This window comes from Novosphingobium sp. 11B (genome assembly GCF_054589055.1).
Map to the genome: position 1 here is coordinate 40,954 of NZ_BAAILP010000171.1, position 12,382 is coordinate 53,335.

Here is a 12,382-nt window from a genome sequence, read left to right on the forward strand (position 1 = left end):
ATTGCGGATTTTGCAATCAATATTGCTTGTATCAGAACTTGAACTGCGTTCCGACATAGACCGCCTGACTATCCTGTTTCCGGTCGGTAAGGGGGACGAGGCGTTCACGATCCTGCGAATAACGCACCCCGGCCGTCACATCGAGATTTTCGGTGACCCGATAGGCGCCGCCGAGATCGACTTCGCTGCCATCGATTGCGAATGTGCGCGGGGCCCGACCTGACGCCTTCTTCTCGTCGAGAGATATCCTCGGGCTGAAGCGCGGCTCGTCCTGCTTTGCCGTTCCCGGTGAAAGGCTGAACTTCTTGAGGTCCGGCAGTTCCGCCATTGGCCGGCTGGGCGCCTGCGGGACGAGGTTCTGCGCGAAGTTCTGGTATCCGCGCGACACGCCGAGATTGAAAGCGGTGGGCGCGATACGCAGTCGCGCGGGATCCTGGCTGATCTGCGCAAGCGGTGACCGGCCATGGACGATGATTGCCTGCGCCGCCTCGGGATCGACGCGGACGGCGACGGTCACTGCACGATCCGGGCGGTTGGGCGTGCCCGCCGGCGTAAATGGAAAAAGATCGCCTTTAGCCAGCGAACGCATTGCGATGGCCTGCGACAGGTTCTCCTGCGTCGTCTCGGGCGCCAGCGGATCGATCTGTCCCGAATTGGACGCGGTGTCGCCCTTGAAGTCGGTGGAGAAGGCGAGCACCGCGCTGGGCAGGGCCAGCAGGGTGACACAACCCGCCAGCAGCAGGCTTCCCTTCATGCCTCCCCGGGTAGCGCCTTCACCCTCGGTACTCATCAAACGCCCCTGTCTGCTTCTCTTTGCCCCGTGGCAGACTCGCCGTGACGGGGTCTGCAAATGATGACGCTTGCAGATTAACACGTCCTGAGCGCGGGGGTAAAGACGCAGCGCCTTCCGTTCAGGACGCGCTCATCCTTGCCCTGCTTGGGACTTGGCATCGGAAAGGCGCTCTTGCCGCTGGCCCACTGGCGGTTATAGAGGCGTTTTGACGACAGGCTCGGCGTGCGCCGCGTCTGCAGCCTCTGACACCGGATTTGGGAACGAACATGAAAGCCAGCACCGACAACGGCCTCTTCACCGTGCGCACGCTGACGACCGTGGGCATTTGCGCCGCGGCGGCGCTGGCACTGGCCGGTTGCGGCGGTGGCAGGAAGAAGGAGCAGGCCAAGCTCGCGCCTTCGCAGGTCACCACCATCGGCGTGAACAGCTACCTGTGGCGCGCCAGCCTCGATTCAGTGTCGTTCATGCCGCTGCTCCAGTCGGACAGCGCCGGCGGCGTGATCATCACCGATTGGTACGTCAATCCCAAGACTCCGACCGAGCGCGTGAAGGTGTCGATCGCGATCCTCGACCAGGACCTGCGCGCCGATGCGCTGCGTGTCACCGCCGTGCGCGAAGTGGCGCAGGGCGGTGGCTGGGTCGCCGCGCCGGTCCAGGCCGCGACGGTGCAGAAGCTCGAGGACATCATCCTCACCCGCGCCCGCGACCTGCGCCGCGATTCGATCGGCGGTTAAGAATTATCGGGCGGTCCTTGCGGCCGCCCCGTTCATTTGGCGGGCCGGTCCCGCAGGAGTTTAGACAAAGATGACCGAGCGGTTCGATCCCGCACAGGCGGACACGCGCTGGCAGGCTGCGTGGGACGAAGCGCAGAGCTTCCGCGCCGACGACACTTCCGCGAAGCCGCGCAGCTACGTGCTGGAGATGTTCCCGTATCCTTCGGGCCGCATCCATATCGGCCACGTCCGCAACTACACGATGGGCGACGTGCTGGCGCGCTACAAGCGGATGAAGGGCTTCGAGGTCCTGCACCCGATGGGCTGGGACGCCTTCGGCATGCCCGCCGAGAACGCGGCGATGGAAAAGGGCGTCCACCCCGGCGGCTGGACCCGCGAGAACATCGCCAACATGAAGGCGCAACTCAAGCGCCTCGGCTTCGCGCTCGACTGGAGCCGAGAGATCGCGACCTGCGAGCCGGAATATTACGGCCAGGAACAGGCGCTGTTCCTCGATCTGTACGAACACGGCCTGGTCTACCGCAAGGAATCCGCGGTGAACTGGGATCCGGTCGACCAGACCGTGCTGGCGAACGAACAGGTGATCGACGGGCGCGGCTGGCGCTCGGGCGCACTGGTCGAGAAGCGCAAGCTCTCCCAGTGGTTCCTCAAGATCACCGACTTCGCCGACGAACTGCTGGACGGCCTCTCCACGCTCGACAAATGGCCCGAAAAGGTCCGCACGATGCAGGAGAACTGGATCGGCAAGTCGCAGGGCCTGCAGTTCAGCTTCGACCTTTCGACCGGTGGAAGGGTGGAGGTCTACTCGACCCGCCCGGACACGATCTTCGGCGCCAGCTTCGTCGCCGTTGCCGCCGATCACCCGATCGCGCAAGGCGCGGCCGAAGGGCGACCCGAAGTTCAGGACTTCATCGCGCTGTGCAAGCAGGGCGGCACCACCGCCGCAGAGCTTGAAACGGCCGAGAAGCTGGGCTTCGATACCGGCATCACCGCGAGGCACCCGTTCACGGGCGCGCCGCTGCCGGTCTACATCGCTAACTTCGTGCTGATGGACTACGGCACCGGTGCGGTCATGGCCGTCCCCGGCCACGACCAGCGCGACTTCGAGTTCGCGACCAAGTACCAGCTTCCGATCGCGCGCGTCGTCGCGGCGAGCGCGGAGGAGGCCGACAAGCCTTTCGACGGCGAGTCCGAGGCCGGCGACGGCGTTCTGGTGAACTCCGACTTCCTCGATGGCCTGAGCGTTGCGGAGGCCAAGGCCGCCGTCATCGCCCGCGCCGAAGCCGAAGGCTGGGGTGAGGGCAAGACGGTTTGGCGCCTGCGCGACTGGGGCGTTTCGCGCCAGCGCTACTGGGGCACGCCGATCCCGTTCATCCATTGCGAGGTTTGCGGCGTGGTGCCGGTGCCCAAGAAGCACCTGCCCGTCGTGCTGCCCGAGGACGTCGATTTCCAGACGCCGGGCAACCCGCTGGTGCGCCACCCGACCTGGAAGCACGTCGACTGCCCGCAGTGCGGCCACCCGGCCCGCCGCGAGACCGACACGCTCGACACTTTCGTCGATTCCTCGTGGTACTTCCTGCGCTTCGCCAGCCAGCCTGACGACCGCCCGTTCGACCCGGCAAAAATTGCCGAGTGGCTTCCGGTGGAACAGTACATCGGCGGCATCGAGCATGCGATCCTGCACTTGCTCTACGCCCGCTTCTGGACCCGCGCGCTGGCCCGCATCGGCAAGATCGAGGTCAAGGAACCGTTCGGCAGCCTGTTCACGCAGGGCATGGTCACGCACGAGACGTATAGCCGCGTGAACGAAGCCAACGGCCAGCCGATCTACTTTGCCCCCAGTGAAGTGGACCGCACCTCCGAAGGCGCGACGCTCAAGGCCGATGGCGCCCCGATCGAGGTCGGCCGCGTCATCAAGATGTCGAAGTCGAAGAAGAACGTCGTCGATCCCGACGAGATCGTCGCGACCTACGGCGCCGACGCGATCCGCTGGTTCATGCTGTCCGACAGCCCGCCCGAGCGCGACCTGCCCTGGTCCGAAGCGGGCATCGAAGGCTGTGGCCGCTTCGTCCAGCGCCTGTGGCGCCTGTTCGCGCAGTATGACGCGGCGGCGACCGGCGAGGACAAGGCCATCGACCGCAAGGTTCACCAGACCGTGGACGCGGCGGCGCGTGACATCGAATCGCTCGGCTTCAACAAGACCGTGGCGCGCATCTACGAACTGACCGGCGCGGTGGAGAAGGCCCAGCCCTCCGCCAGCCGTTCCGCCGCGATCCGCACGCTGCTGCTGCTGGTGTCGCCGATGATGCCGCACCTTGCCGAAGAGGCGTGGTCTTCGATAGGCGAGGGCCTGATCGCCGACGCCGCATGGCCCGAAGTCGATCCGGCGCTGCTGGTGGATGACGAGGTAACCGTGGCGGTGCAGGTCAAGGGCAAGCTGCGCGATACCCTCACCGTCGCCAAGGGCACGTCGAAGGAAGACCTCGAGGCGCTTGCCCTCGCCAGCGAGAAGGTGCAGCGTGCACTCGATGGTGCGGAAATTCGCAAGGTGATCGTGGTGCCCGACCGACTGGTAAATCTCGTCGCGTGAAGGCTTTAATTGCCCTCACTGGAGCCGTGCTGCTCGCCGGGTGCGGGCTGCAGCCGATGTATGCGGGCGGCGGCAATGCCGCCGTCGCGCAGGGCCTTGCCGCTGTCGAAGTGTCCTCGATCCAGGGCAAGGCCGGCTGGCTGGTGCGCAATGCGCTGGTCGACGAGCTTGGCGTATCGGGCGCCAAGGGCGTCGCGCCAAAATACCGGCTCGATGTGCGTCTCGACGACAAGCTGGAGAGCTTCGCGCTACTGTCGGACGATACCGTGGGTCGCGAACGCCGCACCCTGCGCGCGCGCTACCAGTTGGTGGACGTGGGTAGCGGTGAAGTGGTCCTTGACCAGACCGCAGGCTCCGACGCGGGGATCGACGTCGTCTCCTCTGACTACGCGACCATTGCGGCCGAACAGACCGCGTTGGAGAACATGTCCAAGGACATCGCCACGCGCATCGTCACCAACATCGCGCTGCGTCTGCGCGGTGAAACCGCCCAGTAACAGGCCGTGAAGGCCACTCAGAAGGAATTCGCGGGCCTCGCCCAGCGTGCTGCCCGTGATGCCCGTGTCTTCTTCTTCTGCGGCCCCGACGAATCGGGAGCCTCGGATGCGGCGGCGAAGATTCTCTCGTTTCTCCCCGACATTGGCGAGTGTATCGAAATGTCGGGTGCAGAACTGCGCCGCGATCCGGTCCGTCTTGGCGACGAGGCCCGTTCCACTTCGCTGTTCGGCGGTGCGCGCCATATCTGGGTGCGCGCGCAGGGCGATGAGGCGCATGATGCCGTCCAGACCCTGCTGGAGAACGACGTGGAGGGTTGCCCGGTCCTGATCGTTGCCACCGGTGCCACCGACAAGTCGCGCACCGCCAAGTTGCTGGCTGCCCGGCCGGATGGCCTCGTGGCGATGTTCTATCCGCCTGACCTCGCTTCCGTAACCGCGTCGGTGAGGACGATGGCGAATGCTGCAGGGCTCAAACTGGGCAGCGAGATCGCCGAGCGCATTGCGCGAGGTGCTGGGCTCGATACGCGACTGGCGCGCTCGGAAGTCACCAAGCTGGCGCTCTACCTTGATGCTTCGCCCGAGACGCCCCGCCCGGTCGCCTCCGGAGACCTCGACGCGATCGGCGCATCGACCGAAGATGACGATTTTTCGCCGCTCGTGGATGCCGTGCTGGGCGGCAGGCGCGATGCCATCGGTCCCGAACTCAAGCGGATGCGCGATCAGGGCATGAACCCGGTCGGCCTTCTGCTCGCCTTCGAGCGCCGAACGGCACAGCTCGCCGGTCTGAATGCACGGCTGGGCGACAGCCGCGACGTTGGAGGGTTCCTCAAGGCCGAGGCCGGCGCGAGGCGGATATTCTGGAAGGACCAGCCGGCGCTGACTGCCCAGTTGCAACTCTGGCGCGGGTATCGGCTTGAGCGGCTCGTCGCTCGATTGGTAGCGCTGCACCAGATGCTGCTAGCTAACAGTCAGAATGCCGAGCTTTTATTGGCCGACGGTCTTTTGACAATTGCAAGGTCAGCGCGTCCTAATTCGAAACGACCGACAATTACCACGTCCTGACTGAATCCGCTTTTCGGGTTGCCTCGCCAGTACATACGGGCATATACCTATTGCGTCGCAGCATGATGTCCATGCGGCGCGCGCTGAGGTTCTGATGAGGGAGGCATTCAGCGTGAGTTCGCAAGCCCGGGTGCTGCCAGCATGAACGCCCCATTTGCCGCAGGTTCACTCGCCAAGGAGCGGGCCGATCTCGACGATCTTCTCGTTGCACCTTCGCTCGAACGTCGGCGCCTGCAGTGCTACCTCTCCCTCGTCGTCGGCGATATCGTTTCGATTTTCATCGGTTTTGCATCGACAGGTTATATTCTGGCAGGCGCGCAAGGACTTGGCGAGAGCTTGGTCCATGCCCAACTCATCCTCCCTATCTTCCTGACTCTGGCGCTTTACAACGGTGCTTATTCCACCGCCTCGCTGCAAGATGGCTGGAAGGGTGTGTTCAGGGCGCTGCTTGCGGTCGTGATCGCGATGGTTGTCGTGGTCTTCGTGCAGTTCCTGATTCGACCCGATGCCGATGTCTCGCGTTCCGGCTTCAATGGCGGCGCGCTGGCGGCAATGGCGGTGATCGCATGGATGCGGCTGCAACTGCGCAGCTTCGTGCGGTGGCGTTGCGGCGACAACATCATCAATGAACTCATAATCGACGATGGTGGACCGCAAGTGCAGGTGCGCGGCGCAATTCGCATCTCGGCGGCAGGAATGGGCCTGCGGCCCAACCTCAACGACCCTAATGCGTTGGACCGCATCGGGCTCGTCCTGCGCAATATCGACCGCGTAATCGTGAGTTGCCCTGCAGGACGCCGCGCCGAATGGGCGATGATGCTCAAGGGCGCCAACGTCGATGGCGAAGTCCTCGACGACGAGGTCGCGCGCCTCGGCGCGCAAGGTGCGCGTGTGGTTGGCAAGCACGGGTTGCTGATGGTGTCTGCGGGGCCGCTCGGGCTACGTGATCGTGCCGTCAAGCGCCTGTTCGACGTCGCCTTCGCGGGAGGTGCAATTCTCGCCTTGTCCCCGCTTCTGGTCGTGGTTGCGCTGGCGGTGAAGGTGCAGGACGGCGGGCCTGTGTTCTTCACACAGCGCCGCATGGGTCGGGGCAACCGCTTCTTCAACATGTACAAGTTTCGTTCGATGACGCAGGCCCTGTGCGACACGAACGGCAACGTTTCGGCCTCCAAGGACGATCAGCGGATCACCCGCATCGGTCGCTTCATCCGCCGCACCAGCATCGATGAACTGCCGCAGTTGTTCAACGTGCTGCTCGGCGACATGAGCCTGGTCGGCCCGCGTCCGCATGCGACGGGTTCTCTGGCGGGCGACAAGCTCTTCTGGGAAGTCGATCTGAGGTACTGGCAGCGTCACTCGCTCAAGCCGGGCTTGTCGGGACTTGCGCAAGTACGTGGTTTTCGCGGCGCCACGGATCACGAATCCGATCTCGTCAACCGCCTCCAGGCCGACCTTGAGTACCTGGAGGGGTGGACGATCATGCGTGATCTTCAGATCATCTTCCTGACCATGCGGGTGCTGGTGCACGATCGGGCTTTTTAAAGTTCGGTCCGATCCCGACGTTTACGACTGGACCATATTTATGGTCTGAGCTTCGGCGGTGCCGACGATGGGCACGGCATACAACGATAGCGATGGCATGCTGGAATTCACCGTGCATGTGAGCATGACGGTGCCGTTCGTTGCGCTGGTGGCAAACACCGGACTTCCCATGGTCCCTAGTTGTATCGCTGCCACCGGGCTTGAGGATACAACGGACGCGACGACCCCTGTTCCAGCCGTCTCGATCAACGAGATGTCAAGTCGACATGCTTGCGATTGTCGAACCACAGAGGACGCGTCTCGTCCGACAATCTGAATGAACAGGCTGGCTGCGGCTGCGGAATTTGTCGGCAATCCCGACAGTGTCATGAATGGGGTCGAGGCTCCCGGAGTTATGGCGGTCGTGTAATTCTTGTTCGCGATAGGAACCAGTGCCGACTTACCGGGCTGGGCGATCTTGATATATTCGGCTTCAAGCTGGGAGTATCCGGACGTGTTGGCGTAGAAACGTCCCTTGGTAACTCCACGACGCCTTACGGAATATCCAGACCCGCCCGCGCCATCTACGTAAGATGTCATTGCGGCGTTATCGGTATCGTGCTCGACACCCGCCGAAGTGTAATCGTAGGCACTGCCTGTCAAAGGAACGATGGTGTTGGGTGTCGTACCCGTTGCCATCAAATCTCCGAATAGTCGCATCGCTTGAGTTGTCGCTCCGCCGATCGCGGCTTTGCCCCACCTACAATTGTTGGTGCGGAACGGGCCTGTCAGGTTGATGCGCCCGTTCGAAGCCGCGATCAGGCCGTAACCAAGTTGTTCGACCCAACCGCCACCGATGGATACGTTTGAATTGGCAGCGAATATTCCACAGAACTGTGGCAACGGCGGGAATCGATCTCGTGTTTCGGCATAGTACTGACGCACATCTGCCGAGACGATATCTTGGAAATACAGGCCGATGCCGAAATATTCTGACTGGACGACTCCTGCCCAGATTGCCTTGCCGCGACGGATGGATACACCGCGGGTCATTCGGACGACGGCATACTGCCAATTCTCCCCGGCTGTTTTGCTGGCGGAGAATGTGTTGGCTGAAAGGCCGCCGCTCACCCAGTTTGGCGGGACATGCCAGCCGGTTCTGCCGTCGGCGGAACGCATGACGCACCAACCGTAGCGTGGAGGTGCATCGTTATTCCACGCAATGGTATCGTGCGTGGAATCTGGGGTTCCCGGAGTAATGACCACATCGCTGGCAACGATGCCATTCCCGGAAGGGCTTCCGTTGATGTTGATATTGTCCATCGTCCAGGCACTTTCGCCCGACGAGCCGGCACCGCTTGTGCCACCAAGGTTGATCCCGCCAGTTCTAAAGCCGACGCCAACGATTTGATTGTAATAGAGTCCCCAAGGATGATTCCAGGCTGTATCGAAGAATATGCCAATATCCGCATTGGCGACATAGACGCGCTCAATCCGGGCGATTCCCGCCGATGCGGCATCGGGGCTGCCAATCAGATAGCAGCCATCGAGATTGTTGCCATTGAGTTTTACGTCGCGGATATCATAGGACGCCTTTGGTCTCAGCATCCAGCCCTTGAATCCGGGGGCAGCGTTCAGGACGCTTTGCTTGTCTCCCGTGTTGCGATGCCCGCTTATGACAAGGTCCGTGCCGTCAGGAGGCCTGATCTCGGCATTGATCTGGTAGATTGCTCCAGGCCGAAGCAGAACCGGCTTGCCAGAGTTCACTGCTTGTTGAAGCGCAGACGTATCAATCGAGGCATTGGCCACACTGCCGTCGCCGATGGCCCCGAATGATTCAGGTGTGACCCAGTTTATACGGTCTCGGACGGTTCCGCCGCTATCCATTCCGATCAGTGAGGCGCCTTTGCGCGGCGCTTTGGAAGCAAGGTTTTGGCGGTGGGCTGTGTTCGCACCGCGCGCAAGGATATCGATAGGCATGGATCGTCTCTCCTACGGAAAAGTTTGCGTCGGCTATTGCGCGACCCGATAGGTTAACGACCCCGAAGTCAGGGTAATCGCGAGGTAGAGAGCAGCACCGCTTTCGAATTCCTCCCACACCGGCTCACAAACATTTTGCGAGAAAGTGCCCCAGGCATCGCCCCCCAGCGTCAGGGGCTGCTGCGTCACTCCGCCATCGATAGAACGGAGCAGGGTGGCGGAACCTTGCCAGATCCCTGTCAGGGTAATGAATACCGGTCTTCCCGGCGCTGGAAGGAATGGCCCAGTCGATGTGCTGGTCGCCGTGGTGCCAGTCAGAGGTTCGGGGGTGGAAACCGACAGCGTCGTGACCGGCAGGGGGCGGCCGTTTTCCACTAAGGACAGACTGCTGCTTTCTCCATCGGTGAAACCGATAGCGAAGGCGGTCGCATAGCCCGAAGGCATCTGGATAGGGCTGGTGGGCATTGGGGCTCCTCGGTTGGAACGGAACCCTTATCCAGATACGCATCTCAAATTGTGTAGGAAAACGCCATTTAGGTTAAATATTCTTAATTGAGAGTAAGCCTTTGCAGGCTCAGTTCCCCTTCTGCTTCGGCACCGAGAATGTGCCGGATACCCGACCATTCGGTCCGGCCGAGGCAGAGGAGACGCCGCTATTGAGGTCCACCACCAGTCGGCCGCCACGCAGCACGTCGCCGTTGCTGCGCTTGATCGTGGCATTGCCGGTCATGGTGATGATGCGCTGGTTGAAGTCGTAGACGCCGACATCACCCGTCGCGGTTTCGTCGGGGCGAGAGACGACAACGCCACCGCTCGCGGTGATGCGCTGGATCTGCATCGAGCCTTGATTGGTAAAGTTCACCACCGTGCGCGACGCGCGCAGGCGCAGTTCGGCCTGCTTCACGTCGACGTTGCCGGACAGGATTACGCGATCCTGCTTGTCCTGCAGTTCGATGCGGTCGGCGGCATAGTCCACCGGGGCGTTGGAGTTGTGACCGTTGAAGACCTGCGCGCCCAGTTGCTGCGACCCGGCAAGGGCGGCGAGGCCCAGCACCGGCAGGACCAGTGCGGTACGGTAGAGCATGCGGGGGGCGGCGATCATTGCGGTATCCTGAGTTTGCCCGGCGTCATGCGCAGGCGGGCGTTGCCTTCGAGGGTCACGGTGCGGTTCTCGAGGTCGGCTTTCATTGAGTCCGCACGAAAGGTGCCCGTCGGCACGGTGCCATCGACACCCCCTGTACCCACGGCGGTCTGTTGCTTCACATCGATGGCCACATTGCGCGTGGTCATCTTGTACCCGTCGGGAGCGGCGAAGTTGACCGGACCATCGACGGCGATCTGCTCGCTGTCGTAGTTGTAGGCGCCGCGCGGGGCGACGATTTCGGCCGGGCCGTCGTTGAGGTTCATCAGGGCCTTGAGGCCCAGCATCTCGACGATCGGCGTGGTCGCGCTCTTCTGCACGGCGGTTCCGGCATTGACCGTGAAGTCGCGGTTCTTGTTGTCCTTGCCGCGATAGGCGGCATCGTCCGCGCGCAGGCGTTCGCTGGTGATCGCAACCTTGTTGCGGTCGAGCAGGAAGCTGATCTCGCCGCGCGGGGACAGCGGAACGAGAATCATCACGGCGGCGACAAGGCCGATACCCGCCGGGAGCACCTTTGCCAGCAGCCCGACGAGCCGATCATGCGAGCCACCGGGCGCGGCGAAGTGCCGGCGGCGGTTCTGGATCTTGATAGCTTCGACGGACATGGCGTTTCAGGTAACTCCCGTGGACGGGTCAGGCTGCTTCGTGGCTGAAGATGTCGTGGTCCGGCCAGCCTGCAAGGTCCAGCCGGGCGCGCGCCGGAAGGAAATCGAAACAGGCCTGGGCGAGTTCGGTGCGGTTCTCCCGCGCCAGACGCACCACGAGGATTTCGTGCATCGCATGCAGGTAGCGCACGTCGGACGCGGCGTAGTCCTTCTGCGCCTCGGTCAGTTCGGGGGCGCCCCAGTCGCTCGACTGCTGCTGCTTGGACACTTCCTTGCCAAGCAGTTCGCGCACCAGGTCCTTCAGGCCGTGGCGGTCGGTGTAGGTGCGAACCATCTTGCTGGCGATCTTGGTGCAGAACACCGGCGCGGCGGTTACGCCGAGGTAGTGCTCGATCGCGGCGAGGTCGAAGCGGGCAAAGTGGTACAGCTTCAGGCGCGCCGGATCGGCCAGCACGGCCTTCAGGTTCGGGGCGGCGTAATCGCTGCCGGGCTTGAAGCGGACGAGGTGCTCGTCGCCCTTGCCATCCGAAATCTGCACGACGCAGAGCCGGTCACGGGCGGTGATGAGGCCCATGGTCTCGGTGTCGATAGCGACGGGACCCGGCGCGAGCACGCCTTCGGGGAGATCTTCTTCGTGGAGATGGACAGCCATGATCCGAAAATGCTTAGGGACTGGCTGGCGGTTTCGCAATGGCGCGCGCACTGCCGCGCGGGTTTTTCGGGAAGGTTGAGGGCATGTCGGCAACACAGGACGTCCAGGCCGTTCCGGAGAGCTGGGCTCCCGCACTGGGACCGGTGCTGGCGACGCCCGAGGCGCGCAGGCTGGGCGGCTGGCTCAAGGCCGAGGAAGCGGCGGGCAAGGTGATCTATCCGCCGCGCGGCACCCGGTTGCGGGCGCTGGAACTGACGCCGCTCGATCAGGTGCGCGTGGTCATCCTGGGGCAGGACCCCTACCACGGGCCGGGACAGGCGCATGGCCTGTCGTTCTCGGTGCAGGAGGGGGTGAAAGTGCCGCCCTCGCTGGTCAACATCTACAAGGAACTGGCGACCGACTGCGATGTCGCCGCGCCGGGGCACGGTAATCTGGAGCACTGGGCGCGGCAGGGCGTGCTGCTGCTCAACAACGCGCTGACGGTGGAGGCCGGGCAGGCCGGTTCGCACCAGAAGCGCGGCTGGGAAGCGATCACCGACGCGGCCGTTGAGGCAGTGGCGGCGAAGGCGGAGCCCTGCGTGTTCATGCTGTGGGGCAGCCATGCGAAGAAGAAGGCGCTGAGCGTGCCGCGGTTGATGGAAAGCCATCACCTGGTGCTGACGGCGCCGCATCCCAGTCCGCTGTCGGCCTATCAGGGGTTCTTCGGCTGCGGGCATTTCAGCCGGGCCAATGCGTTTCTCGCGGAGCATGGGCGCGGCACGATCGACTGGTGATTCCGGATTCGTGGGGGGGGGGGGGGGGGGGGGG

12 protein-coding genes are annotated in these 12,382 nt (G+C 63.3%); 6 read left to right on the forward strand and 6 right to left on the reverse strand.

Annotated elements, in window-relative coordinates; all coding sequences use genetic code 11:
• Positions 1-31: 31 nt before the first annotated feature.
• The gene (locus ACYPYD_RS16025) at positions 32-790 is read right to left on the reverse strand and encodes a hypothetical protein (RefSeq protein WP_036525727.1); all 759 of its coding nucleotides are present in this window, start codon (positions 788-790) and stop codon (positions 32-34) included.
• 269 nt (positions 791-1,059) lie between these two features.
• Here ACYPYD_RS16025 and ACYPYD_RS16030 point away from each other — a divergent pair, with 269 nt between their 5' ends.
• From ACYPYD_RS16030 to ACYPYD_RS16050, 5 genes are all read left to right on the forward strand, one after another.
• Positions 1,060-1,527 (forward strand): DUF3576 domain-containing protein, encoded by a 468-nt coding sequence (locus ACYPYD_RS16030; protein WP_008831529.1) that lies wholly within the window; start codon positions 1,060-1,062, stop codon positions 1,525-1,527.
• Between the two features lie 70 nt (positions 1,528-1,597).
• Positions 1,598-4,117 carry a leucine--tRNA ligase gene (gene leuS / locus ACYPYD_RS16035; protein ID WP_459664157.1) on the forward strand — a complete coding sequence of 840 codons (2,520 nt, stop codon included), beginning with the start codon at positions 1,598-1,600 and terminating at the stop codon, positions 4,115-4,117.
• Complete coding sequence (lptE, locus tag ACYPYD_RS16040; RefSeq protein WP_036525729.1) at positions 4,114-4,614, forward strand: LPS assembly lipoprotein LptE; 501 nt, start codon at positions 4,114-4,116, stop codon at positions 4,612-4,614. Before leuS ends, lptE begins: the two co-directional genes overlap by 4 nt.
• Positions 4,615-4,620: 6 nt before the next feature.
• Positions 4,621-5,676 (forward strand): DNA polymerase III subunit delta, encoded by a 1,056-nt coding sequence (locus tag ACYPYD_RS16045; protein WP_459664159.1) that lies wholly within the window; start codon positions 4,621-4,623, stop codon positions 5,674-5,676.
• 141 nt (positions 5,677-5,817) lie between these two features.
• A complete protein-coding gene (locus ACYPYD_RS16050; RefSeq protein ID WP_008831533.1) occupies positions 5,818-7,218 on the forward strand; it encodes a sugar transferase in 1,401 nt (466 codons plus the stop codon).
• Positions 7,219-7,239: 21 nt separating this feature from the next.
• Here ACYPYD_RS16050 and ACYPYD_RS16055 read toward each other — a convergent pair whose 3' ends face one another.
• The 5 genes from ACYPYD_RS16055 to ACYPYD_RS16075 form a co-directional block, all read right to left on the reverse strand.
• Complete coding sequence (locus ACYPYD_RS16055; RefSeq protein ID WP_459664161.1) at positions 7,240-9,177, reverse strand: hypothetical protein; 1,938 nt, start codon at positions 9,175-9,177, stop codon at positions 7,240-7,242.
• Between the two features lie 33 nt (positions 9,178-9,210).
• Complete coding sequence (locus ACYPYD_RS16060; protein ID WP_008832484.1) at positions 9,211-9,642, reverse strand: hypothetical protein; 432 nt, start codon at positions 9,640-9,642, stop codon at positions 9,211-9,213.
• 109 nt (positions 9,643-9,751) lie between these two features.
• Entirely contained in the window at positions 9,752-10,279 is a 528-nt protein-coding gene (locus ACYPYD_RS16065) for an LptA/OstA family protein (protein ID WP_008832483.1), read from the reverse strand.
• Positions 10,276-10,923, reverse strand: coding sequence for an LPS export ABC transporter periplasmic protein LptC (gene lptC, locus ACYPYD_RS16070; RefSeq protein WP_069708569.1), 648 nt, complete (start codon positions 10,921-10,923; stop codon positions 10,276-10,278). The genes ACYPYD_RS16065 and lptC overlap by 4 nt, the downstream gene beginning before the upstream one ends.
• Before the next feature lie 28 nt (positions 10,924-10,951).
• A complete protein-coding gene (locus ACYPYD_RS16075) occupies positions 10,952-11,575 on the reverse strand; it encodes a ribonuclease D (protein ID WP_008832481.1) in 624 nt (207 codons plus the stop codon).
• 83 nt (positions 11,576-11,658) lie between these two features.
• Between ACYPYD_RS16075 and ung the strand changes: the two genes are divergently transcribed.
• Positions 11,659-12,348: a uracil-DNA glycosylase gene (gene ung, locus ACYPYD_RS16080; protein WP_459664163.1), complete on the forward strand. Its 690-nt coding sequence runs from the start codon at positions 11,659-11,661 to the stop codon at positions 12,346-12,348.
• Positions 12,349-12,382 lie beyond the last annotated feature (34 nt).

What these genes read in the sequence shown, in the direction of transcription:
- ACYPYD_RS16025 (WP_036525727.1), bottom strand. Translation starts at nt 790, where the DNA reads ATGAGTACCGAGGGTGAAGGCGCTACCCGGGGAGGCATGAAGGGAAGC.
- ACYPYD_RS16030 (WP_008831529.1), top strand. Translation starts at nt 1,060, where the DNA reads ATGAAAGCCAGCACCGACAACGGCCTCTTCACCGTGCGCACGCTGACG.
- leuS (WP_459664157.1), top strand. Translation starts at nt 1,598, where the DNA reads ATGACCGAGCGGTTCGATCCCGCACAGGCGGACACGCGCTGGCAGGCT.
- ACYPYD_RS16050 (WP_008831533.1), top strand. Translation starts at nt 5,818, where the DNA reads ATGAACGCCCCATTTGCCGCAGGTTCACTCGCCAAGGAGCGGGCCGAT.
- ACYPYD_RS16055 (WP_459664161.1), bottom strand. Translation starts at nt 9,177, where the DNA reads ATGCCTATCGATATCCTTGCGCGCGGTGCGAACACAGCCCACCGCCAA.
- ACYPYD_RS16060 (WP_008832484.1), bottom strand. Translation starts at nt 9,642, where the DNA reads ATGCCCACCAGCCCTATCCAGATGCCTTCGGGCTATGCGACCGCCTTC.
- ACYPYD_RS16065 (WP_008832483.1), bottom strand. Translation starts at nt 10,279, where the DNA reads ATGATCGCCGCCCCCCGCATGCTCTACCGTACCGCACTGGTCCTGCCG.
- lptC (WP_069708569.1), bottom strand. Translation starts at nt 10,923, where the DNA reads ATGTCCGTCGAAGCTATCAAGATCCAGAACCGCCGCCGGCACTTCGCC.
- ACYPYD_RS16075 (WP_008832481.1), bottom strand. Translation starts at nt 11,575, where the DNA reads ATGGCTGTCCATCTCCACGAAGAAGATCTCCCCGAAGGCGTGCTCGCG.
- ung (WP_459664163.1), top strand. Translation starts at nt 11,659, where the DNA reads ATGTCGGCAACACAGGACGTCCAGGCCGTTCCGGAGAGCTGGGCTCCC.